Below are 24249 nucleotides of genomic sequence, written 5' to 3' on the forward strand. Positions count from 1 at the left end.
CCTCATATTGGTTATTCATCCCTCCCGGTAATCCGTAAAATCTAAAAATCATACAACGGCCTACCTAAAAGTCAAACATCTATTGAAAATTACTGTGCTAACTTTGGTGTAAAGCAAAAAGATCGGCCGGGATCAGGGATTCTGCCCGATCAGCGGGAACAACTCCACGGCCGATCCAGGAGGATAATAAGGATAAGCAACACGTATAAACTTAAAACATAAGAAATGAAAACACTCGTAAAAAGAATCATCAGCACCATGACAATCGGTATCATGGTAGTAGGCATTTCGTTGAGCGCAAATGCCCAAAGTATTAAAAGTGAAAAAGACGTTAAAGGTGAGAAAGAGGTAAAAGGGGGAAAAGACACCAAGGTATTACGCGCAAATCAGACTTGGTACTTTACTGGAACTTCGAGCGACAATCCGACAACTCCGAGTCTTTATACGACTACGCCACATTCGGACGGTTGTCCTACCCCATTACAGCGCATCTGTACCATTGAAGCTCCGGACAATGGCAGCGGTCAACCCGATATGTCGGCATCAGTTTTGCCGGGGAAAACAGTTGCCGATCAAATCAATGATGCCCAAGCCTCTCTAAGCACATCAAATCCACAAACAAATGAAACTGTCAGCAGTTTCAGGAAAAATTAACAACCAACACAGATATTAGGCCAGCTTGTTATGCCGGCCTAATATCATCTTGCATTCTGAGGAATCCGACTCTGTAGAATCACCTCTTGAGGAATCGGGAAACAGAATCTTGGATCATTAGCCGGAAGAACGATGGACTTTACTACTCCGTTCACAAGCAATTCTCTCTTTAACGCTATACCCTTGTTATCCAAAGCATTTAACCGTCTAATATCCATCCATCTCACCCCTCTCATTAACATCTCTTTTCTTCGTTCGTCCAAAATAAACGCTAACAGATTTTCTTTGTTATTTTCCAATTGAATACGGTAAGATTTGTCCTTCCAGCGATGTGACAACAGCTGATCCAAATAGTAAACAGCTTCATCCTTCTCGCTGCGCCGTGCCAAGCACTCTGCTTTCGTCAGGTAGAGTTCAGGCGTTGCAAAACCTCCAAAGTAACAAACCGAAGAATTCGCATAATAACCCTTAAATGTCACTTTGTCTGATGAACTTACAGAAAAAAACAATGCTCTCCTCAAGTCCAATGCATCATACATCGCATATAAATCATTGCTTATAAAAGAGTAATCGGGATAGATCAACTGATAGCTTTGTCCCGTTTCGACATAATAGATAAGCTCAGGATTCTTCGTATTAAACGGTTGAGTACTCTCTGTTGCGACTGTCTTATAATCAAGAAGATTGCCTGTAATATCCAGCGCTTTATCCGTAAAGGATTCCGCTGACCGGTAATCGCCCATAGCGAGATAAGTTCGGGCCAAAGCCATATAGGCAGCAGCTTTACATGGCCTTGATATGAACTTGCTTCTGTTATCCAAATTATCCGCTGCCTTTTTTAGATCATCGATAATTTGTTGGTAGGTGTCAGTAAGACTACTACGCTGAATTTCTTCTGCAAGGTCGGCCTCATACTTCAAGGGTAGCCCCAGCTCCTGTTTTGCCGTGAGCGAATTGAAAGGTTGACAAAAAATTTGAGCAAGTAGAAACAGCTGATATCCTCTGATAAAGTGAGCCTCGCCATACAGCTCCTGATAAAGTTGCGGGTTAGTATTAGGAATCCTCTCTAAAGCGTTTAGTACTACATTTGCCATCATAATAGCTTTATATGGCGTACTCCACGAGGCCAAATCCGTTGCATTGACATCTGCACTCCAGATATACACCCCCTGTAGGTATGGTGGAACGGCCCCATACTGAGCATCAGTAACATAATAGTCGTCTGTCCCGGTCTCCAATAACCCCGGAAGGTTTCTATTGAGATCGCCTTCATTGTCAAGCAGGGCCCGCAGGTCATTCAATGTTTCGGCTACTGAAATCGAATAGTCAGCTTTTTCCTCTAAATATTTACCACATGATATTGTGCATTGCATGCATATATAACAAAGAAATAACTGAGGAATATAAAAATATTTTTTCATCTGTATAAATTGTTATAAAGTGTAAAGCATCATCGACATAAATGAGCTGGTCCACTCAATTTGATCAATCATAATCGTTTCCCATCAAAATTGCACATGTACACCAATTGAATACATTCTTGAAGGAGGCATAAAGGAGTAATCTGGGTCCAATGGCGTATTTGCTCTTTTCCAGAGGATACCCAAATTATAAGCATTTAGATACAGGCGCATATTTGTAAAATAGCGTAGGTTTTTACTTTTTAAATCGTAGCTGAGCTGTAGATCCTGTAAACGGATTAAATCTCCTCTCAAAATATTCGGTTCAGCATTTGCATAAAAGCTATCTCGCGAAGAGTTCGCCGGATAGACTAAGGAGGGCACAGTCGTTTGCAATTCATCGCCGGGCCGCTGCCATCTCAATGCATAATCCGCATGTGTGGTCCATGAATTAAAAAGGTTGGCATACATTATTGTAGATTTTTGGAAATAATGTCCGCCTTTATACAGTATATTAAATGACAATCCAAATTCCTTATAGTGTAACGCGTGTCTAAATGACCCGTAGAATAAGGGCAAACCAGAGCCGTAATAAATGAGTTCCTGATGAGGTACATTTAATAGTTTACTATAGTCTTTTGAAGCCTCCCCATTCAATACGCCAAAAGGATCACCTGTCTGTGGATCCAGGCCATCAAATTTATACGCAAACACGGGATATAGACTGTATCCCTCCAAAGGCCGACTTGCTGTCCCTGAATTCGCTACAAGAGCCTGTGACGTATACTTACCGCCATTATATACATTTACGTGATTTTTGTTATATGAAAACAGAAATTGCCCATTCCATTTAAAATTACCATTGGAGATCTGGCTACCCAGCTGAATATCGACCCCTTTAGAACTCAGTTTACCTATATTCCTATCTAGATTTGAAAAACCATGTGTCGGGTCGATATTATCTGCAGCAAGTAAATCCGTAGACATCTTTTTATAATATTCTAAGGAAAATGACAATTTCTGTTTCCACAGAGAGAAAGAGATTCCATAATTTGTCTGTTTCACCTGTTCCCATTTGAGCTTCGAATTTGCCAATGAACTGACGCGCGCATAGGGCTGATTGGCAATCCAGTATGAAACAGCTTTTGCGTTAGAGATCAACGGATAAAGGGCAGTATTTCCACCTACATTTCCACCAAAGCCATAGGTGAATGACAGTTTCATATTATCTAGGAAGCTAAAGTCCTCCAAAAAGAGTTCCTTGTCTATAAGCCAAGCCCCTCCAACAGACCACAAGGGATTCCACCTATTATTTGTCTGTTTACCAAAATTATTAGAGGCGTCCTGTCTGGCTGAAGCACTTACTATATAACGATCCATAAAGGTATAGGCACCATTAAAGTATAAGGACACAAAGCGGTTATTTCTTTTACTAAATTGATCGAGATAAGGAATATTCTGTAAGCCAAAATAATTTCGATAGGTCTGCATTGGATTGGCATAATTGATGGGACGCGATGATTGTGTATTGGGATCAAAACCATATACACGCGAACCTTTGGTATGTACCAATCGATCAGAGAGCTCGCCACCCATTAGAAACACAAGATCATGCAGCCCCCATTTTTTTGAATAATCGAGCTGCATCCTTGCTTTATGACTCGTCATTTGGCCAATATTAAAATCGACAATTTGTCCTTTAGGTAGATTGTGTACCAACTTTCCGGCATCTACGGTCGTAAACTTATTATATAGGTCCCTAAAATAGTATGCATCTTCTGTATGTATGGTTTTATTATCTGCAGTTTCATTCTGATAATTATATAATGCTGAGAGCCTCCAGCCATTCCCTATTCTATAATTAAGCTGCATATCAAATGCCATATATTTAACATCACTGTAATTCTGAATAGCCTCAGCTTCTTGCAAAGGTCTGAATGTCCAGTCCAGTAGATTGCCGTTCCCTACAGTGTCCAGAAATACGGGATTATATTGATAAGTGATCGGCAACGGCGCGCCATCAGCGGCAAACAAGGATGCATAAGGGTATAAATTTGACTTTCCGCCGGAGATATTAATTGGATAGCTTGGATTATAGCCTCTATTCTTTCCTATGGTTTTGCTATACGTAAGTCCAGGCATAATATTGAGCTTTTCGCTAATTTTCAATTGCGTACTCCAGCGCAGGGTTAATAGATCCGTGTGGCTCCCCTTGGCTGCCGGAAGAGTTTTTTTATATCCCAATGCTACTCGCGTCAGCGCTTTATTACTTCCAAAACTATAGCCCATATTCATTTGATTGTTCAGGGCCATGCGATAAAAGGCATCCTGCAGCTGCTCTCTATAATCTATCGTCTTATACTGATCAATGGCTTTAGCTGCTTCTTCAGCGGATATCTCGCCTTTGGAAACACGGTTTAACAATAATACGACAGGAGAGAAAACGACATTCCTATTGTTTACATTTTCAAGTGAAGCCTTATAGAAGCCTTTTTCAAATAACATCATTTCAACATCGATAAAATCGCTGCTATTCATCGTCTGCTGATAAGCTGTATTTGGCTTTTGCGTTAGCGAATAGTCCCAGGAGATATCCAGCTTACTGGTCATACTTGGCTTTTTGAGATTGATTACAATGACACCATTGCCAGCTCGTGCTCCGTAAATAGATGTTGCTGCTGCATCTTTCAAAATAGAAATTGACGCTACGTCATTAGGATTTATATTGTTGATATCACCTTCAAAAGGGAAATTATCGACGACAATCAGTGGTTTTGACAGGATTGAACTGAACGAGCTCAATCCGCGGATATTGAGCTGCGCGTTTCCCGATCTATTGTCATACTGAAGCCCAGTAGCCAGGCCTTCCATCTGCTGCATTACATTCAGGGAAGTTCTCTTTGTCAATAATTCCCTATCCAGCTGCACTATACTTCCCGTCGCACGTTCTTTGGGCAACCATTGATAGCCCGTATTGACCAATACCTCCTGCAGCACATTCGTCTTGTTCTTCAACTTAAACGTTATATTGCCATCTATTTCATAAATGACTGTGTCGAGAATTTTGTACGATTGATGTCTAACCGCAATTGATATTGGAAGATCATGAACGGGTATGCTGAATTGACCATATTGATCCGAACTCCATAGGTTATTGTTTTTTCCTGCAGTAATGGTTGCGTCAGGAATAGCACTTCCGGATTCATCTTGAATAATGCCTTTAAGCATGTTTTGCGCACTTAATCCCATTGGCAAGCAAAGGAAGAGTATGAAATACCATTTCATAACCGACCTCCTTGTTCTTTAGGTGGAATAGGAAGTCTGGCATCCTACAGGTTCATGCCAGTTATGGTACGTATTGCGCCTTCCTCGTTAATCCATACATACATTGGGTAGGCAAATGAATCAAACAGATCATACAGGTAGTTATCATAAATAATAGATTCAAATTCATCCATTCCAAAATCCCTGTATCTCTCCTTAAAATAGAATTTTCTAAAAGCGTCAATATTGTCCCAGTTTGGAAGGTTATTAACCATTATAACGCTCAGGCGGTCTTTGTACTTTTTTTTCGCTTTTGCGATTTCCTTTTGATCAAGCAGGCAGCTTCTACAGCCTATGTACCAAAAGTCCAATACCAATATTTTTCCCTTATATTTTTCAAGTGTTTCCGAGATAGTGTCCCCATTACGAAAGAAGAGATGCTTTCGAGTCCAAAAGTCCTCGGGCACGCTACTGCCTACTCGCAGCACTTGCTTTTTAGGCCTTAGCCCATCAGCCCCGCCATCTTTGCGGGGCGTCTGAGCCGATAAACTAAACATAGAAAACCATAGGATAGATAGCAGGGTACTATACAGTTTCATTGTCTTTCGACTGGGCAAGACCTCTCCTGCCCCAAAAAATTGTCTCATTTTTAGGTTTTTAATGGAGAGGTCTAAGGCAGAGACATCCTGTCCGATCGGGATCAGCAATTTCCTTTCAGGGCGTCGAGCCTAGACCTCTCCGGTAAATAATAGAACTATTATAGGTTCTCAGATGCGGTTTTAGACAATTACAGGTAAATTCATATAGACGATACCGCATCCGCAGGAAAAATAAAAAACCGACCTTTTTTATAGAAAATCTATATCAATCTGTTTCGAGTCTTTGTTTCTCAACAATAAATTCCTTACTTTTAAGCTGCTAAACGAAAAAAGAGTAGAAATTATATTTGTCGGCATGGGCTGCAAACAAATCAGGTCGGCTAAATCAACAACATGGAGCTAAGTAGGCCTTTTTGGCGCTTACTATGCCCATTTTTAATACCGCTGGTATTAAGTGCTGTTGATTTTAGTATTGTTGATACTACTCTGGTGGGCAGTACTTGTTCTTGATCAATAGGATGACTGCATGCTGGCGACAATGATTCTTGATCTGCCGTTGCAGTGATGAATGTGCTTTGGACTCTAGTTGTTTCATAATTTAATCTCATTGGAGTTATTAAAAGAGTCTCGGAAGAAGAAATAAAGGGCGTATCTATAAATAATATAGAAGAGGCTAGCCCCTCTATCTTCCACTGAATACGAGGTACGACGAATACCCATGACGCAGTTTCCAATAGGGAGGCTAGCCCCTTCCTTTTGCAAATGTACAAAAAGCATGGGGGTTCGCAAACCCTACGTCCCGCATCATTGAAATTTCGTCGTTTCCGTATTCGAGACTAAATCAGATATACTGATTATAAAACAAATATAAGAATAATAAAACAAAATAACGATCAAATGCCCGTTATTTTTACAAAAAATAATTCAAATGTCTGACTACAAGAAGTTTAATTTGAAATCATTTATAGATTTTATAGAAGTGATCCTAGAAAAAAAATTTAGAGGTAAATTCAATTATTCAGAAATAAAGAGTCAAATTGAAAATACACTGGATAACGAAACTTCAAAACTTACTGCTCTCTCTTTCTATAAAGTATTGAAAATTATCAACGAGGACATAGACAAAACTTGTATTGCTTTTTTCAAAGGTCACACAGCGTATAAATTAGAGTCACTAAATCATAACGCGAATAAGTTATCTAATTTATTTACTCCATTACTAAACTCAAGAAAAGATCTAAGTAAGGCGAGTTCTATCAAAGAAACCAGATTAGGCGAAATTTTCGAAAAAAGATTTGATCAATTATACGCATACGAAGCATATGGACTAAGTGTTGCAGCAGGTCTCAAACCTAGCCAACTCTTCGAATACTTCTATGGCGACGGCGAACGTCCGATGATTGGAATGGTACCTTCGGAGTAACTCAATCGACTTTAATCTAGCTTATAAAAAACATAGACGAATATCAACTGCACTCAGCAAAAGACCTATATGCAATTACCAGATGATTGAACGTTCCTTGAATTATTACAAAAATACCAACTGGATGGGGCGAAATATCAAACGATTAAGCTGGTGCCAACATTAGGTTTCTTTATGAAGCACTCACGGATTACGTCAAAGTGAACCATAGACAACAGAAAATCCAATCTCCTCTATCTTGGCATTCTTGGATGATCCAAGCTTCAGCAAAGAATGACAGAAAGAATTTTGTCAGATAGAAGCACAGATTTTTGTATCTTAACAATCAATTAATTGTTGAATAACCATGGTAGCAAAAGCAATTCGATTACTTAGACATCAGAAGGGCTGGACCCAACATGATGTTGCACAGAGATTAGAGATATCAATTCCCTCATTATCAAAAATAGAAGCAGGAATTACAGACCTTAATCTCTCACGGTTAAACCAAATCGCGAAGTTATTTAATTTGACAACCGTACAGCTATTATCTTATTCTGGATCAGAAGAGGTTGAAGAGGATGCTGATAAGGTAAAAGTACTTTCGGAAAAGATACAACAGCGCGACGACGAAATTATCGATCTTCAGAAAAAGGTCATACTATTATATGAGCACTTGTACAGTCTCCACAGCAGCTTAAAATGAAAAAAGCCACTCCCCTTCGGAAATGGCTTCAGCAATATTTATGTAATAGCCAAGCTATTTAAGCTTTTCGATTTCATCAACGGAAAGTCCGGTAACTAATAAAATTGGATAGTTATAACAAACAAGTTAATCAGGTGTTAGGGACTTAAAACCTCACTCCTATTTCTCTCATCATTTCGATGGCATTTTTAAATGACACGCCAAACTCATTACATGGTTCGGGTATTTTTATTTTACTTTTTCCCTCGGGCTGGCTTATTTCATGTGTAATCAAAATTCGATTATTAACATCTGTCAATGCGTAAGCGACTAACCATGCGTCCGCCTCGTCAGCATCTAAAAATTCATTTAATGCAGCCTGTTTATAATGCTCTGATCTAGAATAAGCCCAATTAGCAACCCGCGAATAAGATGCAATTGTTTCTGAAGTTGGCTGAAAAAAGGTATCGGGAAGATTATTCGACACCCATGCTGTGAGTTTATCTCTATTGTGATCAAGTTCTTTTTTGACCTTATCAATACTGACTATTAGGCCCGCTTCCGCCAACTCTTTGATTTTTGACCAGAAACTTGGAAATACATCGAAAGGATAATGAGCCCGATGCGCTTGCACAAAGAAATTCGTATCCAAAATATACTGCTTCATCAACTTCCCATTAAATTCTGGTTAATAAATCGGGTATATACATCTCCGAAAAGCCCTGTTAACTTGAAAGCATCTTGGTAGGTCAGTCTTCCATTCTTCACTGCATTATCCACATAACTGGCAAACGTGGGACTAACTCGACGTTTTGTCGTTCTGTAAAAATCACCGCCCGGCCCTTGACTGTCCTTTTTCTTCTTAGCCCATTCCATATAGTTGTTATAAAAACTAAAAAACTGGGGCTTGGTAATCAGATTTAAATCAAGCGCCCTCCTAGCGATGACAATAGGACTTACCTTAAAGCGAGCGGCTAACATTTTAATATCCTGGATATTATTCCACTTGGAAAGCAATTGATTTTTGGGGACCAAAAACTCCGCAGCGACCCGATCACAAATTAATTCAATATCATCGTTCGCAGGAAGTAATTGATCCTGATTAAAACCAGCACTTTTACCTAACCAGATATGGGCCAACTCATGGATTAACGTAAATAACTGTGCGGCTTTTGCATCGGCATTATTAATGAACATAAATGGAACATATTCATCTACCAAGACAAAACCCCGACATTCATCGACAGGTATAGGGCGATGTGTATTATTTCCTACTATGCCGTTCTGAACAACAATAATCCCAATTTTCTCTATCGCATTTATCAGCATTGTAAGACTATCTTCCCAAGTTTTACAAGACAAATACCAATTCTCAGGCAGGTTTAATTTATCCCGTAGATCGTTGACAAATACACTAACAGAAGTCGTATTCTTAAATTTTCCTATAAAATCTAATGGATCACTCCCTAACTCAATAAGATAATCTCTTAACCAATCCTGACGTCTTTCGAGCTCCAAAATCGTATCATAAACGTTGGGGCTAACGGTATAATTTGGCCGAGCTTGACCAGAGCGGAAAAAGGGAAAATCAATTTCTTCGTTTGGAGGCTCCTGTAAGAAAAGATAACCAAAAGGGATATGTACTTTCTTAGAAAAATCTTCCAATTGTTTTACTGTGGGCTGCTTTTCACCTTGTAACCAGCGCTCTACTTTTAATGCCGGGTATTTTAAAGAAAATTTAGTTAAATCATATCCTGCACGGGCTAAAGCCCATGTTATAATATTCTCTCTCACTGGTATTGTTGCAGCCATTATACAAAGTTAACTATTCTACGACAAAATATCACCTAGAAGGTCTATATGGTTCTGATACTCAATATACAAAATTTCACTCGAAATGACCAAATTTAACCGCAAATTGGTAAAATAAGACATCAATAATTCAAGATCGTATTGATTTTGTAAATCTCTCTACTTGCAGTAAGCAGTAGGGGATGTATAATTTTAAATGACGAGTACCATTCTGTATATAGTTCAGAAGATGCAACCATAAAACATAGTGAGCACGCTTGGGTAAACTTTGTCCCTAGATAGGCACAGACTAGGCAAAGCTCTTCACTACATTTGTTATTCGCGAGCAAAAATTAGGTAAATCTTGTCTCCACATGCGCACATGTTGGTATTTACTTGGTGCCTTCGCCGATTTAGTAAGGTACTGTCTCAGCAAAGAATGACTGAAAGAATTTTGTCAACACATGGGAACGCAGATATTTTTGTATCTTAACATTCAATTCATTTTTAAATGACGATGGTAGCAAAAGCAATTCGATTACTTAGACAGCAAAGGGGCTGGACCCAACATGATGTTGCACAGAGATTAGAGATATCAATTCCCTCGTTATCAAAAATAGAAGCAGGAATTACAGACCTTAATCTCTCACGGTTAAACCAAATCGCGAAGTTATTTAATTTGACAACCGTAGAGCTATTATCTTATTCCGGATCAGAAGAGGTTGAAGAGAAGGCTGATGAGGTAAAAGTACTTTCGGAAAAGATACAACAGCGCGACGACGAAATTATCTATCTTCAGAAAAAGGTCATACTATTATATGAGCACCTGTACAGTCTCCACAGCAGCTTAAAATAAAAAAAGCCACTCCCCTTCGGAAATGGCTTCAGCAATATTTATGTAATAGCCAGGCTATTTGAGCTTTTCGATTTCATCAACGGAAAGACCAGTACCTTTAGCGATATCGGCAATAGGTAAACCCATTTTCTTAAACTCCAATGCAATGGCAATGGCTTCTTCCCGCTTGCCTTTTTCAATTCCTTTTACTATACCTTTCTCGATACCAGTCTTAAGTCCCTTTTCTCGCTCCTGCCTTTTTATTGTTTCAATTACTCCCATTTCAATTGTGCCTCCTGTCACTTGATAAATGTACTTGTCAAATTTACTATTTATTTCTTTATCACGTATAAAAAGAAAACTCTTTAAAAAAACTAAAAAGCTCATTATACGGTCTTTACCATATCTATTTGTCTGTATCAGTGTGCGTGCAATCGTACTACGCTGCTCCGCCAGTTCATCTTCAGGAAGCTTATCTTCCTGCAAAGATTTTTGACAGGCCAATACAATATACGCAAAAATATTGTCCATAGCAAGCAGCTCCTGCTCACTGTGATCGAATATCTGATAACTTAGATAACGGAATTCCAGCGAAGTACGGAATACAGAATAACTGTATGTAGCGGGACGACGCTGGCCACGGTCGCCCGTAAACACCGCTATGGTCTCCACCGGAACGCGGTAACGGTCCAATAGACGGTAATGGTACTGAAATATGCGATGTGAAAATCCCACATCATTACCACCTTCTATTTCAGTGTGCACCAAAATCCATTTTTCTGTGCCGTCGCACAAAAACACCTTAACCAAGAGATCCGCTACACGCTTGCCTTTTTTACGCTCACGATCAGGAATGATCTCTAATAACTCTTTGTCCATAAAGGTCAGTCCCCGCTCCAGATCAAAGATCTCATCGGCATCGGGATACATAAACCGCAGAAAGTCCGGAAAATTATCTTCAAAGATACCCTTCAAAAGCTCATCGTTCTTCCTGGCCGGTCTGAGCCGTTGTGTTGCCCCCATAATTATATAAGTTTTTTAGAACCATTGATCACAACCTGACAGGAACCATCACCCGTCTTGACCGTTGTCTGATCATTAGTTATTTAAATCGGCTAATAGCACAAAGATAGGAAAAATCAAAACAACCTACTAATAAAATTAGCATTCCATGTGTAAAAACCACCCTCCTGCGTACAGTGCACACAACGTAGACTTTGTCCCTAGATCAGCCCTGATTAGGTGTGTTTTATCCCTAAATTGGCACTCTATAAGCGACAACTAGGTAAACTTTGCTCCCTAAGATCAGGCATGGAGCTAGTTTATAAAATATCTCCACGATACGACCCCGGCCAAAATGATAACAAATACATTGATTCCAATATTGGAAACTTCCCCTCTGGCAATATGAAAAATTGCTGCTGAAAACATGAGCAAAATGATCCCAATAGCGGCGTATAATGTCCATTGTGGTTTGACTTTCAATAAAGAGGGTAAGACTACGCCCACCCCGCCAAGGATATCAAAGACACCTGCAACCATCACTAAAGTTGGATTGCCAGCAGTCCAAGGCCACATAGCGGATAACTTAGCTTGTGGTGTAAATAATTTCGTGTAACCTGCCCATAACAAGACAACAGCAAGAAGTACCTGCACGATGACCCCTGTAACATTCCAAAATTTTGAATTCATCTTCTAGTCGTTTTAAAATTATAGCATAAAAATAGCTACATTTACTTTCCAATCGATATTACTATCCAACTGGAAAGCGGTATCCAAACAGATAGTATCGCTAAATAAAAAGAACCACTATGTTAACAGATGGAAGTTGTCCTAAATCTATGCGGGCCATCAGCGATGCATTAGAAGCCTTAGAAGGCCGTTGGAAATTACTGATATTATTTGCTCTGTCGGAAAGGCCTTTGCGTTTCAAGCAGATTTCCCGTGAAGTGGAGGGTATTACCGACAAAACATTGTCCAAAGAACTGAAATCCCTGGAATCGAATCTGCTCATCAACAGGAAGGTCTACGATACTTTTCCTCCAACGGTCGAATATGCGATCACCGAACATGGGATGTCCTTAGAAAATGTATTGAGAGAGCTTAATTATTGGGGAATACGACATAGAAAAACCGTGTTGGGAAGCAAATAAACAAGGTTAAATCTTAGCGAATAAAGTGACGTAGAGCTGTTCAACATGCAAAAGGACAAGATACGGCAATATAGATGGTATAATAAGGCAATGCCTGTAATGTGTTAATCGTTGGGTATTCTAGCCGACCCGAAAATATCGTCCATAGCAAGCAGCGCTTGCTTTATTGATGGAAAGCAAAACGTAATCAGCGGACCGTAACGAAACTGCCTTGGGGACCGAATAGCATATGTTTGCTTGAAAACTATTGGCGTCAATATTATGTTGAAAATTTGTAAATTTGCCCACTTATTAGGTACTTAAACAGCATACTATCTGCCCTTTTGAAAAATTTAGGATGGACATCACTGCAGAAAATAAGCTATTGATCGCGCTCTCTCATGGAGACGAACAGGCTTTTTTTGCTTTATATGACCAGTATAGCCACGCCTTATTTTCCACTATTTTTCGAATGGTTAAAGATAGACAGGTTAGTGAAGAGATTGTGCAGGATGTATTCCTGAAAGTCTGGCAAAAAAGATCCACCATTGATCCAAATCGAAGCTTTAAGTCCTGGATTTTTACCATAGCTAAAAATGACGTTATTTCCTGGTATAGAAAATTGGCGAAGGAAACCGCGATGCAGGAAAATTTATACCAACATTTCGAACAACTCTACGTCATGGAAAAAGAAGGCGATATGCATGAAAAACAGGCCGAACTATTGGAAAGAGCTCTCAATACCTTGAGCGGGCGTAGAAAAGAAATATTTGTTTTATGTAAGATAGAGCAGAAAAGCTACGAAGAAGTTGCTCAAAAACTGAATATCTCGGTATCTACGGTGAGCAATGCCATGGTCAAATCCAATCAGCATATTCGCCAATTTGTGCAAGACCACTATGATGAGATTTTGGCCGCTCTTGTTACATTCTATTTTTTTTAAAAAAAATAAGGCTACGATAGTGTTTTTGCCAATAAGTTGCGTATTAACTTATAGATATGGCAAAAAAAATAGAAAATATTTACAAGAGCTATTTAAATGGAAGTATCCATCGGGTCGATCTCGATAGGTTGCTGCGCTATTTCGATCAAGCCAGCGACGCAGAGCTTGAAGCGCTTGCTTCTTTGGCATCGAACGATTTTGAGGAAGATCCAATCGAACAACCTTTTGCTTCGCATATCGCAATGATTAAAGAACGGCTGGAGGATAGGTTAAACCAATCGAAGAAACGGCCTGTTCGGTTAAGATACAAACAGCAATGGTGGGCCGCCGCTTCCATCCTACTTGTCGCCGGCTTGGCGACTTGGTTTTATTTAGGACAAAGCGCCAAACCTTCCGATATTGCTGCGCCATCAGCCCCCACATTATATGTTAAAGACAAGTCCGGAAAGGAAATTGCCATTTTACCAAAGATTGATTCTGTATGGCAAGTGGGCGACATTGCATTTTCCCGTATCGACAGTCAAACGGTAAAAGTAATGGCGATAGGAAAGAATCCAAGCTTGCAAACGATCTATACCCCCAATTCAGACTTTAGGCTTGTTTTGGAAGATGGAACCAAGATTACCATGAATGCTGCATCTACCCTACGGTTTCAGGTTCCTTTTGATGCTGCCAAAAGAGAAGTTTCCCTAGAAGGAGAAGGCTACTTTGAAGTTGCTCACGATGCACGAAGACCATTTACTGTAACTGCTGGCGATGCAAAAGTTGAAGTGCTGGGAACAATCTTTAACGTGCGAAATTATGCAAGCGACGGACTTGTTACCACGTCTCTGCTGTCCGGACGGATCGCGTTAAGCAAATCGGGGACAGCGGAAAGGATTATACTTCGTCCGGGGGAAACAGCGGTAACCGATCGAAAAGGAATACATATGGAACATTTGATGCCAAAGCAAGCTGTCGCCTGGACGGCTGGCTACTTTGACTATCGGGATCAGTCGCTTCGTGTCATCTTATCTGATCTGTCCAGGTGGTATGGCGTGGAGGTCGATACCGTCACGCTGCCTACGGATCAATCGATCTATATGAAGGTCCGAAAAAATATCCCACTTCAGGAAATGCTGCGTCTCTTAAATGAAGCAAGTGGCCTTGATTTTCAATTGAACAATAAAAAAATCACATTAAAAACTACGTATAAAAAATAACAACTAAATAGTACATTAACCTTTATCTTCCATGTCCAACCTAACCCAAAAGCGACCGGTATTTTTGCGGAAATACCTGAGTCTGGTCGCTGGAATTGCCTTGATGAGCATGATTGACCCCTACCAGCTACATGCTCAGCAGGTACAGCTAAATTTTAAAAATGCCGATGTCAAAGAGGTGATTACGAGCCTATCGGACCGCTACGGCTATGAATTTGTTTTCGACGGCAATCTGTTAAAAGCTGCCTGTCCCATCAGTGTTAACCTCAAACTATCAAGCGTTGAAGATGCTTTATCCATTTTGTTTAAGGATCAGCCCTTCAGTTACCGTTTAGAAAATAAACGGATTATTCTCTATCGTAAAGCCCTATCGGCCAATAGCCAGCTTGTCCGGGGAAAAGTAATCGACAGTCTGGGCAATGCCATTCCCGGTGTCTCGGTTCATAATCTGCAGGACAACGGTCAAACGATGAGCTCTGGAGAGGGTGATTTTGTACTGGAGGTGACAAGCCCAGAGATCCAATTGTCGTTTAGGCATGTCTCCTTTAATGAAAAAGTCATGCGTTTCAGTCCCGAACAAGTCGTAAGACCCGTTCGCGTAATGTTGAGTGCAAAGGAGTCCATGCTCAACGAAATTATGATAACAGGTTATCAACGAATCAGTAAAGAACGTAGTCCCGGAGCCTATGCCATGATCAACAATGATCAATTGAACAAACAGATCAATATAGATTTGACTTCTGCACTGGAAGGGCAAGTCGCTGGGTTGACCTATATCAAAAATCCCACGCGCTCCAGTGCAGACAGTCCTGTACTTCGGGGTATTGGAACCTATTCCAGTGCGGTGACCACCAATCCCCTTATCGTCGTGGATGACTTGCCTACCGAGTTCACATTAAATGATATTAATCCCTACGACGTGGAATCCGTCACCGTATTGAAAGACGCAACGGCAGCATCGATTTACGGTGCCCGCGCGGCCAATGGGGTTATCGTGGTGACGACAAAGAAAGGAAAAGGTCAAGGTGTTTCCGTTAACTTTAATGTCGATCAATTCATTACGCAAAAACCAGATGTCGCCAAAATGCATTATGCAAGCACATCCGATTTGATCGATTATGAGATCGATGTCTATAAGAAAGAGCTGTCACGCTATGCGAACACAGAATCACTATTTAATTACTATGGCAAACTGGGCAGTGGCAATCTAAAATATTATTCTCCGCTGTACGATTTATTTCGGAGAGAGTCTATCGGTGAAATTAACCAGCAGGAACTAGACGCAATAATCAATACATGGCGCAGCAACGATTATATCAAGGAATTTACCAACAATGTCTGGCAAAATGAAACACGACAACGGTATAATGCAAGCATCTCACAAAATTCAACGAAGAGCAATACCTTTGTTTCCTTTAATTATGATAAAGGTAAGGGACAGGTAGTCAATAATAAGAATGAGAAATTCAACCTGTATTTGAAGTCAGGTTTTAATCTGACCAAATGGCTGTCTGCAACCGTGGGCCTGAACGGTACGTATGCCGTAAATAAGGCAACGGATGGTATTTACAATAATTTGTTCTTACAGCCACGTTACACCCGGATCAAAGATGGAGATGGGAACTTGGTCTATACACCGTTCGTTGATCTGGCAAGTTCAGTGGGTCCGGGATCAGCCATTAACGGCGAGACTGCCGAAGAGATTGCTGCAAACGGAAACTTAAAAAGTACAGCCTTTAATGTGCTGGAGGCCTTAGGCGAAGGAATAGAGAGCAACAAGAGTTTAAGCCTTCGCGCATTTACCTCCTTACGGGCCAACATCTATAAGGGACTTTCTTTTCAGACGCAGTTTTCCTATGAACTGGGGCAGGCTGCACGTGAAAGCTTCTACGATGAAGACAGCTACATGATGCGCGTTGCTTCAAACGCGATGGTCAGCTACAATGATGCGACAGGAATCTATACGAAGAATCTGCCGGACGGAGGCCGTTATTATCAATACGAGGCTAAACGGTATAACTATACTTTTCGGAATCAATTTAATTATGACAATACTTTCGGGCAATATGGTGAGCATCAGCTGACCGCCCTGGCCGGATTCGAGATGCGGCAGTCGCATATACCGCGCCCTATACAACAATTGCTCGTAGGATATAATCCTGTAACTCTGACCTCGACCACCATTGACTGGGCCACATTGAGTAAATCAGGTATAACGAGTTATATATATGGTGGCAATACCCGATTGGGTGATTTGAATGGTGGGGCACAAAAAGAAACGCTGCACCGCTATACCTCGCTTTATGCCAATGCGGGCTATACGTATAAGAATAGACTCAACCTGACCGGAAGCATACGGGTGGATCAAGCCGATCTCTTTGGTGTAGACCCTAAATTTAAATACCGCCCTTTATGGTCTGTCGGCGCAGGCTGGAATGTCAGCAACGAAGACTTCATGAAAAATAAAGAATGGTTGAATTCCCTCAAACTGCGGGCAACATATGGCATTACCGGGAATGTGGACCAGGAAAGTTCCAGTTTTGGTACGGCCACCTGGAAATCCGATAAACTTTTCCCCTACCTGCAGTATCTGGAGCAAAAATCTTTACCAAACCCAATGCTGCGCTGGGAAAAAACAACAACGACAAACCTTGGACTGGATTTTTCTGTGCTTGACAATCGTTTATCAGGAAGCATCGATGCTTATAATCGGTATAGCTCGGATTTATTGATCAATGCTATGCTCGACCCCACGGTAGGCGCCAATTCACGCGTAATCAACAACGGTGCATTACGCAACAAAGGGATCGAGTTTAATATCCATGGCATCTGGTTGAAAAAGAAAGATTTTACCGCGAGTACGCAGCTGGTATTTTCATTCAATAAAAATAAGGTGGAGAAAGTAAATGGCTTAACTTCTACCGCGCAATCGTATGTTGGTTCTCCAAGTAATTACTTTTTTGAAGGAAGCAGCTATAACTCGATTATGGCTTATCGCTATGCTGGCATGGAGAATGGTTACCCCTATTTCTTAGATCAAAACGGTGCATCAAATGTCGTGTTTGATGAGAGCGGAACGCCCACAACCATTAGAGATATCACCTCACCGGATGCACTGGTCAATATGGGGACACTGTTTCCCAAATATACGGGATCTATCAATCAGCGTTTGCGCTACAAAGCGTTTGATCTTTCGGCGATGTTTGTATTCTCCGGTGGACATAAATTGCGTAAAGATGCTATAGACTTGGGTAGTGATGAGCTGACTAACGCGGGTTTGGTCAATCGCTGGGCAGAAGGTGCCGATAACGATTATCCAAGATTGCTGGTCGATTATCCAGACAACCTGCGTACCTATTCGGGAACCTTATCTACCCTATGGCGCTATAGCGATCAGCAGATCGCTGCAGCAGATTATATTAAACTACGAAATGTAGCCGTAGGGTATCAATTACCAAGGCAACTCGCGCAGAAAGCGGGCATGCAGAACGTCAGATTAACCTTACAGATGAACAATCTATGGACTTGGAGTGCCGCTGGTGACGATATCGATCCAGAAGCTTATTCGCTCAATAGTGGAACACGTAATCTACCCTTGGCAAAAACCTTCCTTATGGGACTTTCATTAACATTTTAACCGGAATCTACGATGACTTTGAAAACTTTAGCAGCGGCGTTTGCGACTTTAATGCTCTTTTCCGCCTGCGATAAATACCTTGATATCACACCCAAAGGCTCACAATTGGTAAGTACCGCACAAGATTATTACGATTTGGTGGCCTATCCGAATAGGGGATATCCCATCAATAACTTTCAGTATCTGGTCGATGATCAATATCTCAAAGAATCCAATGTAATCGGTCAGACACCAAATATCAATACCATCAACTTTTTGTTTCAGGAACAGGAGGATCGGGTAAGCCGTATCACCGCATCGAGCTTTTACAATCAGTGCTACAAATACATTGCACAGTGGAATATGATTATTTCCTTGGTTGATGAAAGTACAGGAGATAGTAAATTAAAGACCCTGGCCAAAGCGGAAGCCAAGATGTTCCGGGCATTTGATTATTTCCATCTCATCAATGTCTATGCAAAAGCTTATGATGCCCGGACGGCAGCACAGGACGGCGGTGTCTGTATCATGGATAAATATGACCTGGAAGCGAAACCTGCAAAATCAACGGTACAGCAAGTATATGATTTTATCCAAAAGGATATCGAAGATGCCTTACCCTATCTGCAGGAAAAACCGGCCAATCCTTATCATCCCTCCTTGGCCTTTGCTTATGCGCTGAAGGCAAAGGTACATCTCTTCAAAAGAGAAATTACGGAAGCACAAGCCGCTGCCGAAAAAGCCATGCAGCTGAATGGACAGTTAATTGATCTGGTTCAGTACGAAAAGCTGGGGGGGCCCAGCAAAACGCCTATAATCGCCGAAAATAATCCGGAAGTATTAAGCTACATGTATGTCAACGGCTATACAGAGATGAACTTTGGTTACAGCTATATCTTAAGTCCGGAATTGACAAGCATGTTTGACCAAGAAGATAAACGCTTTAGCCTTTTTTATAACACGTCCAATGCCAGCTTTTTGGATATCGGCGCTGGAGCAAGTTACTACAACGTGAAATACACTGCTTTTTTCTTCCCCACAGTAGGACTGAAGACACCGGAGATTTATCTTATGTTGGCCGAATGTTATGCCCGTCAGGATCAGTTTGCCAAAGCCATTAACATGTTGAATACGCTGCGCAAGACCCGGATCGAAGGTGATAAAGCTATACTGGCAGTTCCAACAACGCGAAAGGAAGTGATGGATCTGGTCATCAATGAACGCCGTCGGGAATTGCCTATTGGATTCCATCGATTTTTTGATTTGAAACGTTTAAATCTCGAACCTGAATATGCGAAGACTCTTGTGCGCGTATTCCCGATCGTCAATAAGACCGTGGAACAAAAAACCTATACGTTGGCACCAAACTCGAGAATGTACATCATTCCGTTTCCATTGGATGCCATGAAGTTAAATCCAAACCTGCGGTTAAATACAGATGAAACTGTTCCCTTTTAATATATGCTATAACATTACACATGAAAAACAAAATTATCTATAGTACCCTTGCCTTGCTGTTGTCTGGCGGTATGGTCCAAGCCCAACAAAGCGTCAGCAAGACGGATACCCTAAAATCAAAAAATGATCTAAATGAGGCCTACAGCAAGATTTTAAGTAAGAAAAAAATTGCCCGTTCAGGCGTCTTCCATGTCGTAGAGTCTGAAAAAAAATGGTATCTGGAAATCCCGGACAGTTTGTTGAACCGTTATTTCCTGACCGTAACCCGTTTGGTTTCAGCCCCACAAGGATTTCCGATGTACGGAGGAGAAAAGCTCAATGAGCAGACACTGTACTTTGAAAAAGGCCTGGGTGACCGGATACAGCTGCGGGCAGCAATTTATAAGCAGGACGCTCCGGAAAACGATGCCATTCGTACAGCGTTGATTCAGTCGCAGGAGGATCCGATTGTCGCTATTTTGGATATCAAAGGACTCAACGCAGGAAGCAACAGTTACTTGGTTGAGGTGACAGATCTGTTTCGTAAGGACAATGCTGCAATTTCATTTGACAGTAGGATAAAAAGCGAGAATAAGTTATCATCGTTGGCGGACGACCGTTCTTTCATTACGGATATAAAGGTATTTCCCATCAATCTGGAAGTAAAAACGACAAAAACATATTCGTCCACATCGGGTACACCTGCGGCAAGCCTGACCGGAGCAATGACCTTTACCACCAACACCTCCATGGTCCTGTTACCAAAGGTACCGATGAAAAAAAGGATTTTCGATGAACGCGTAGGTTATTTTGCGAACAAGTATATCCTATTCACGGATAAAGATCAACGATCCAAAACGTTGAACTTTATACAGCGTTATCGCCTAGAACCCAAAGCGCAAGATGTTAAACGCTATTTAAAAGGTGAGCTAGTAGAACCTCAGAAGCAGATTGTCTATTATATTGATCCAGCAACGCCAAAAAAATGGCGTCCCTATTTGATCGCTGGGATCAATGACTGGAATAAAGCATTTGAACAAGCTGGATTTAAAAACGCTATTGTGGGAAAGGAATGGCCTGAGCAGGATACCACGATGAGCCTGGAGGATGCGCGGTTTTCTGTGATCCGTTATTTCGCATCCGAAAAAGCCAATGCCTATGGACCACGTATTTCAGACCCCAGAAGTGGCGAGATTATCGAAGCACATGTGGGCTGGTATCATAATGTCATGAAGCTCGTTCAGCAATGGTTTATGGTGCAAGTGGGGCCATTAAACAAGGCTGCACAAAAAATGCAATTGGATGATGAAGTGATGGGGCAGTTAATACGGTTTGTTTCATCGCACGAAGTGGGACATAGCCTTGGCCTCCGTCACAATATGGGAGCAAGTAGCCAAACTCCGGTAGAGAAATTGCGCGACAAGAAATGGGTCGAAAAAAATGGTCATACCGTATCCATTATGGATTATGCTCGTTTCAATTATGTCGCGCAGCCAGAAGACCAAGTGGGGCTGGCAGGGATATATCCACGCATCGGCATTTACGATAAATGGGCCATTCAATGGGGCTATCAGTATCTTCCACAATTTTCAAGTGTCGAAGACGAACGAATGTATCTATCGAAACAAGTGACGGATAGCTTGACTGCCAACCCCAGATTGTGGTTTGGTGGTGAAGGGAACGAAGAGGATCCGCGCAGTCAGAAGGAAGATCTCGGTGATGACTCGATGTTGGCAAGTACCTATGGTATCAAAAATCTGAAACGAGTGGTTTCCAATTTGATAGCGTGGACCAATGAGACTGGAGATGATTACAGTAATTTAAAGGATATGCATAAAGCGGTGCGGGCACAGTTCGACCGTTATCTTTATCATGTCCTGAAAAATATCGGCAGTCAGGAGATTACGAAAAAGGTACGGGGTCAACAAGGAGCTGTCTATGCGCCTGTTTCGAGAGAAAAGGTCAAGGCGGCCATGCAGTATGTGAATGAGCATGTATTTACGCCACCCATGTGGTTGTATCCCAAAGACATCCAGGAGCTCACCGGAAAGGATGCCAACAAGGAGATCACCGATCAACAGGAGCAGATGCTGAATATGCTGATGAGCCCGGGCATGCTCTATAACGTCTATATGAAATCCCTGGCCAATGAAAATCCCTATAGGCTTGACGAATATTTGAACGATATAGGGGGGACTATATGGACCTTCCCAACTGGAGATCTTCGTGTCGCTGCTTTTAAACGCGCGCAGCAACGCTTTTTTCTGGAAAAGGTAAATCAGATTATCAATCCCAAGATCGCACAAGGATCGGATATCATTTCACAGGCACAACGCAGCGATGTACAGCTTTATGTGAGAAATTATCTGAGTTCTTTAGTTCCAGCAATTAATCAACTTTCCACAAAACAGGTAGACGCGCTAAATAAACAGCATTTAGACCTCATGCTACTCGAAATTAAACGTATTCAAAATCAAATAAACAAAGACTAAAAAGGTGAAACCGGGATTACTCGGACTCTCATCGGCGGTTAAAAACAAAATAATAGGATGAAAAATAACTTAAAAAGAATTTATATCACATGTGTGATCTGTCTTATGACGATTTCCTGTCAATCAAGCCATGGGCAGGATGTTGCCCAGCAACAACGCGATCGACTATTTAAAGCATACATGGATGTAAAAAAGGACATCCAGAATGAAAACTTTGCCGGCGGTAAGGAACACGTCGTTCAATTGGAAGAGGAAGTTCGGCATTTCCGGTTAAAGGGTCTGCAGATCGATGACATGATGCGCTTGAAGAAGGTGAGCCAGACCATGAAGACCGATGCCGCCAGCTTGAAATCTGCACAGGATATGAAGGCGATGAAACTGTCCTTTTCCGCAGTCACACAATCCCTATTTACCATTATGGAAACAATGAAATGTACAGATGAAGCCGTTTATCTGCAGTACTGCCCGATGGAAAAAGCCTATTGGTTAAGTTACGACACAGCGATTGACAACCCTTATGCGGCGTCGATGCGCCATTGCGGACAATTGGTCAAGGGAATGGCTAAAGGTGATTACCCCGAGCCTGTGGCCTGCCATTAAATATGCGCAAACGCCGTATGGAAATTCAGATAAAGTGCTGTCCAAAAAATTGGACAGCACTACACCGCAAATTAAATATAACTTTTAAATTATTCTATTTGAGCTTTTCGATTTCATCAACGGAAAGACCGGTAACGTCACTAATGTCCTTCTCGTTATAACCCTTACTCAACATCTTCCGAGCAGATTCGATAGCCTGTTTGTGTTCTCCCTCTGCAAGGCCTTCTGCACGACCTTTCTCAAGACCTTCTGCTAGACCTTTCTCAAGACCTTTCGCGAGACCTTTAGCATGCCCCATTGCTTCTCCCGACCGCAGAGCCGAATTAAACACACTCTCGGCATCTCGTTTATGTTTTAGGCTTGATTCATATGACATGCGATCCTCCTCCGTTAATTTTCCTATTTCTCCTACTTCAAAGATAAGACCAAATATCCTTTTATCCAAAAATGAGGGCAGCTTATCCATGGTGCTCAAGTGTTTAAGTACATACAACCATTGATCCATTACTGTTTCCAGCTCTGCCGGTTTTTTAGTAAACATCGGTAATGAAACCAATTTGTACCCTAACTTGTCATAAAAAATTTCATGCGTATCCTTGTCACACAAAGCAACATCATAAAAATACGGGCGGGCGGTATTGCCCCTGGAAAAGACCTTATCCTCTGCATGCAGGTTAAATTCTAAAACACCAATAAAATACACCTCAGGCAGACAGTAATCATTTCCTTTCTTTCCCCTTGACAATTGTTTATTAATCAAACGCGAAGTATAATAAACAGCGCGATCCCGAAAAAATTCTTGAAATAATTGCTGCATTTCAATAATGAACAACTCACCATCATTTCCGATACAATGTAAATCCAAGACGACCCGTCTCATATCTTCCTGATCACCATCATATTCTACGGATTTGTAGAATAAATCAGAAATTATTTTCTCACCTTCAAATAAGCTATTGAGGAATTCAATCAAGAGGATTTTATTTTCCTCACGCCCGAAATAAAGCTTCCAACCAAAGTCGGTACTGGGATCAACGTATTTACCAATATATTTCAATTTGGCCATCATTATTAAGTTTTTGGTTATCCATACAAATATAGAAAAAACTAAAATATTTAGCAAATAAAGTCTGTAAAATCACCTATTCCCTCTCGACATGCAAAGTGTTGCCTCTTTCCCCAAGGTAAAGTTACCAT

19 protein-coding genes are annotated in these 24249 nt (G+C 41.2%); 11 read left to right on the forward strand and 8 right to left on the reverse strand.

The genetic code is table 11. From position 1 onward, the window contains the following. The first annotated feature begins 225 nt into the window (after positions 1-225). Complete coding sequence (locus K7A41_RS06400) at positions 226-654, forward strand: hypothetical protein (RefSeq protein ID WP_265713032.1); 429 nt, start codon at positions 226-228, stop codon at positions 652-654. Between the two features lie 44 nt (positions 655-698). Here the strand turns inward: K7A41_RS06400 and K7A41_RS06405 are convergent, their stop codons facing one another. From K7A41_RS06405 to K7A41_RS06415, 3 genes are all read right to left on the reverse strand, one after another. After that, on the reverse strand, positions 699-2027 hold the full coding sequence (locus tag K7A41_RS06405; RefSeq protein WP_265713033.1) for a RagB/SusD family nutrient uptake outer membrane protein: 1329 nt from the start codon (positions 2025-2027) through the stop codon (positions 699-701). 132 nt (positions 2028-2159) lie between these two features. Then, on the reverse strand, positions 2160-5339 hold the full coding sequence (locus K7A41_RS06410) for a SusC/RagA family TonB-linked outer membrane protein (RefSeq protein ID WP_265713034.1): 3180 nt from the start codon (positions 5337-5339) through the stop codon (positions 2160-2162). Between the two features lie 44 nt (positions 5340-5383). Next, positions 5384-5965 carry a TlpA family protein disulfide reductase gene (locus K7A41_RS06415; RefSeq protein ID WP_265713035.1) on the reverse strand — a complete coding sequence of 194 codons (582 nt, stop codon included), beginning with the start codon at positions 5963-5965 and terminating at the stop codon, positions 5384-5386. Between the two features lie 880 nt (positions 5966-6845). On the opposite strand from K7A41_RS06415, the gene K7A41_RS06420 reads away from it, so the two are divergent. Both K7A41_RS06420 and K7A41_RS06425 read left to right on the forward strand, forming a co-directional pair. Then, positions 6846-7340 carry a hypothetical protein gene (locus tag K7A41_RS06420; RefSeq protein ID WP_265713036.1) on the forward strand — a complete coding sequence of 165 codons (495 nt, stop codon included), beginning with the start codon at positions 6846-6848 and terminating at the stop codon, positions 7338-7340. 346 nt (positions 7341-7686) lie between these two features. Continuing rightward, positions 7687-8025, forward strand: coding sequence for a helix-turn-helix domain-containing protein (locus tag K7A41_RS06425; RefSeq protein ID WP_265713037.1), 339 nt, complete (start codon positions 7687-7689; stop codon positions 8023-8025). 145 nt (positions 8026-8170) lie between these two features. Here the strand turns inward: K7A41_RS06425 and K7A41_RS06430 are convergent, their stop codons facing one another. Then, positions 8171-8671 (reverse strand): DUF4411 family protein, encoded by a 501-nt coding sequence (locus tag K7A41_RS06430; protein ID WP_265713038.1) that lies wholly within the window; start codon positions 8669-8671, stop codon positions 8171-8173. Further along, positions 8671-9816 (reverse strand): ImmA/IrrE family metallo-endopeptidase, encoded by a 1146-nt coding sequence (locus tag K7A41_RS06435; protein WP_265713039.1) that lies wholly within the window; start codon positions 9814-9816, stop codon positions 8671-8673. The genes K7A41_RS06430 and K7A41_RS06435 overlap by 1 nt, the downstream gene beginning before the upstream one ends. A gap of 496 nt (positions 9817-10312) precedes the next feature. On the opposite strand from K7A41_RS06435, the gene K7A41_RS06440 reads away from it, so the two are divergent. Further along, positions 10313-10651: a helix-turn-helix transcriptional regulator gene (locus K7A41_RS06440; protein WP_322784014.1), complete on the forward strand. Its 339-nt coding sequence runs from the start codon at positions 10313-10315 to the stop codon at positions 10649-10651. 54 nt (positions 10652-10705) lie between these two features. Here the strand turns inward: K7A41_RS06440 and K7A41_RS06445 are convergent, their stop codons facing one another. After that, positions 10706-11653 carry a hypothetical protein gene (locus K7A41_RS06445; protein ID WP_265713041.1) on the reverse strand — a complete coding sequence of 316 codons (948 nt, stop codon included), beginning with the start codon at positions 11651-11653 and terminating at the stop codon, positions 10706-10708. A 294-nt stretch (positions 11654-11947) separates the two neighbouring features. Then, positions 11948-12322: a DoxX family protein gene (locus K7A41_RS06450; protein WP_265713042.1), complete on the reverse strand. Its 375-nt coding sequence runs from the start codon at positions 12320-12322 to the stop codon at positions 11948-11950. 119 nt (positions 12323-12441) lie between these two features. Between K7A41_RS06450 and K7A41_RS06455 the strand changes: the two genes are divergently transcribed. The 7 genes from K7A41_RS06455 (at position 12442) to K7A41_RS06485 (ending at position 23052) form a co-directional block, all read left to right on the forward strand. Continuing rightward, positions 12442-12783, forward strand: coding sequence for a winged helix-turn-helix transcriptional regulator (locus K7A41_RS06455; RefSeq protein WP_265713043.1), 342 nt, complete (start codon positions 12442-12444; stop codon positions 12781-12783). Between the two features lie 337 nt (positions 12784-13120). Then, positions 13121-13705 (forward strand): RNA polymerase sigma factor, encoded by a 585-nt coding sequence (locus K7A41_RS06460; protein WP_265713044.1) that lies wholly within the window; start codon positions 13121-13123, stop codon positions 13703-13705. Between the two features lie 56 nt (positions 13706-13761). Continuing rightward, positions 13762-14907, forward strand: coding sequence for a FecR family protein (locus K7A41_RS06465; protein ID WP_265713045.1), 1146 nt, complete (start codon positions 13762-13764; stop codon positions 14905-14907). 31 nt (positions 14908-14938) lie between these two features. Then, positions 14939-18544, forward strand: a complete 3606-nt coding sequence (locus K7A41_RS06470; RefSeq protein WP_265713046.1) for a SusC/RagA family TonB-linked outer membrane protein — start codon at positions 14939-14941, stop codon at positions 18542-18544. Positions 18545-18556: 12 nt separating this feature from the next. Continuing rightward, positions 18557-19981, forward strand: a complete 1425-nt coding sequence (locus tag K7A41_RS06475) for a RagB/SusD family nutrient uptake outer membrane protein (RefSeq protein WP_265713047.1) — start codon at positions 18557-18559, stop codon at positions 19979-19981. 20 nt (positions 19982-20001) lie between these two features. After that, positions 20002-22452 (forward strand): zinc-dependent metalloprotease, encoded by a 2451-nt coding sequence (locus K7A41_RS06480; RefSeq protein ID WP_265713048.1) that lies wholly within the window; start codon positions 20002-20004, stop codon positions 22450-22452. A gap of 57 nt (positions 22453-22509) precedes the next feature. Beyond that, positions 22510-23052, forward strand: coding sequence for a hypothetical protein (locus K7A41_RS06485; protein ID WP_265713049.1), 543 nt, complete (start codon positions 22510-22512; stop codon positions 23050-23052). Between the two features lie 94 nt (positions 23053-23146). Here the strand turns inward: K7A41_RS06485 and K7A41_RS06490 are convergent, their stop codons facing one another. After that, entirely contained in the window at positions 23147-24121 is a 975-nt protein-coding gene (locus K7A41_RS06490; protein WP_265713050.1) for an Rpn family recombination-promoting nuclease/putative transposase, read from the reverse strand. Between the last annotated feature and the right edge of the window lie 128 nt (positions 24122-24249).

Origin of the sequence: Sphingobacterium sp. InxBP1 (assembly GCF_026191775.1) — a bacterium.
Lineage (GTDB): Bacteria > Bacteroidota > Bacteroidia > Sphingobacteriales > Sphingobacteriaceae > Sphingobacterium > Sphingobacterium thalpophilum.

Excerpts from the sequence above, each read along its gene's own strand:
- K7A41_RS06480 (WP_265713048.1), top strand. The coding sequence starts at position 20,002 with ATGAAAAACAAAATTATCTATAGTACCCTTGCCTTGCTGTTGTCTGGC.
- K7A41_RS06470 (WP_265713046.1), top strand. The coding sequence starts at position 14,939 with ATGTCCAACCTAACCCAAAAGCGACCGGTATTTTTGCGGAAATACCTG.
- K7A41_RS06420 (WP_265713036.1), top strand. The coding sequence starts at position 6,846 with ATGTCTGACTACAAGAAGTTTAATTTGAAATCATTTATAGATTTTATA.
- K7A41_RS06445 (WP_265713041.1), bottom strand. The coding sequence starts at position 11,653 with ATGGGGGCAACACAACGGCTCAGACCGGCCAGGAAGAACGATGAGCTT.
- K7A41_RS06450 (WP_265713042.1), bottom strand. The coding sequence starts at position 12,322 with ATGAATTCAAAATTTTGGAATGTTACAGGGGTCATCGTGCAGGTACTT.
- K7A41_RS06485 (WP_265713049.1), top strand. The coding sequence starts at position 22,510 with ATGAAAAATAACTTAAAAAGAATTTATATCACATGTGTGATCTGTCTT.
- K7A41_RS06425 (WP_265713037.1), top strand. The coding sequence starts at position 7,687 with ATGGTAGCAAAAGCAATTCGATTACTTAGACATCAGAAGGGCTGGACC.
- K7A41_RS06430 (WP_265713038.1), bottom strand. The coding sequence starts at position 8,671 with ATGAAGCAGTATATTTTGGATACGAATTTCTTTGTGCAAGCGCATCGG.
- K7A41_RS06400 (WP_265713032.1), top strand. The coding sequence starts at position 226 with ATGAAAACACTCGTAAAAAGAATCATCAGCACCATGACAATCGGTATC.
- K7A41_RS06465 (WP_265713045.1), top strand. The coding sequence starts at position 13,762 with ATGGCAAAAAAAATAGAAAATATTTACAAGAGCTATTTAAATGGAAGT.
- K7A41_RS06410 (WP_265713034.1), bottom strand. The coding sequence starts at position 5,339 with ATGAAATGGTATTTCATACTCTTCCTTTGCTTGCCAATGGGATTAAGT.
- K7A41_RS06460 (WP_265713044.1), top strand. The coding sequence starts at position 13,121 with ATGGACATCACTGCAGAAAATAAGCTATTGATCGCGCTCTCTCATGGA.
- K7A41_RS06440 (WP_322784014.1), top strand. The coding sequence starts at position 10,313 with ATGGTAGCAAAAGCAATTCGATTACTTAGACAGCAAAGGGGCTGGACC.
- K7A41_RS06435 (WP_265713039.1), bottom strand. The coding sequence starts at position 9,816 with ATGGCTGCAACAATACCAGTGAGAGAGAATATTATAACATGGGCTTTA.
- K7A41_RS06405 (WP_265713033.1), bottom strand. The coding sequence starts at position 2,027 with ATGCAATGCACAATATCATGTGGTAAATATTTAGAGGAAAAAGCTGAC.
- K7A41_RS06475 (WP_265713047.1), top strand. The coding sequence starts at position 18,557 with ATGACTTTGAAAACTTTAGCAGCGGCGTTTGCGACTTTAATGCTCTTT.
- K7A41_RS06490 (WP_265713050.1), bottom strand. The coding sequence starts at position 24,121 with ATGATGGCCAAATTGAAATATATTGGTAAATACGTTGATCCCAGTACC.
- K7A41_RS06415 (WP_265713035.1), bottom strand. The coding sequence starts at position 5,965 with ATGAGACAATTTTTTGGGGCAGGAGAGGTCTTGCCCAGTCGAAAGACA.
- K7A41_RS06455 (WP_265713043.1), top strand. The coding sequence starts at position 12,442 with ATGTTAACAGATGGAAGTTGTCCTAAATCTATGCGGGCCATCAGCGAT.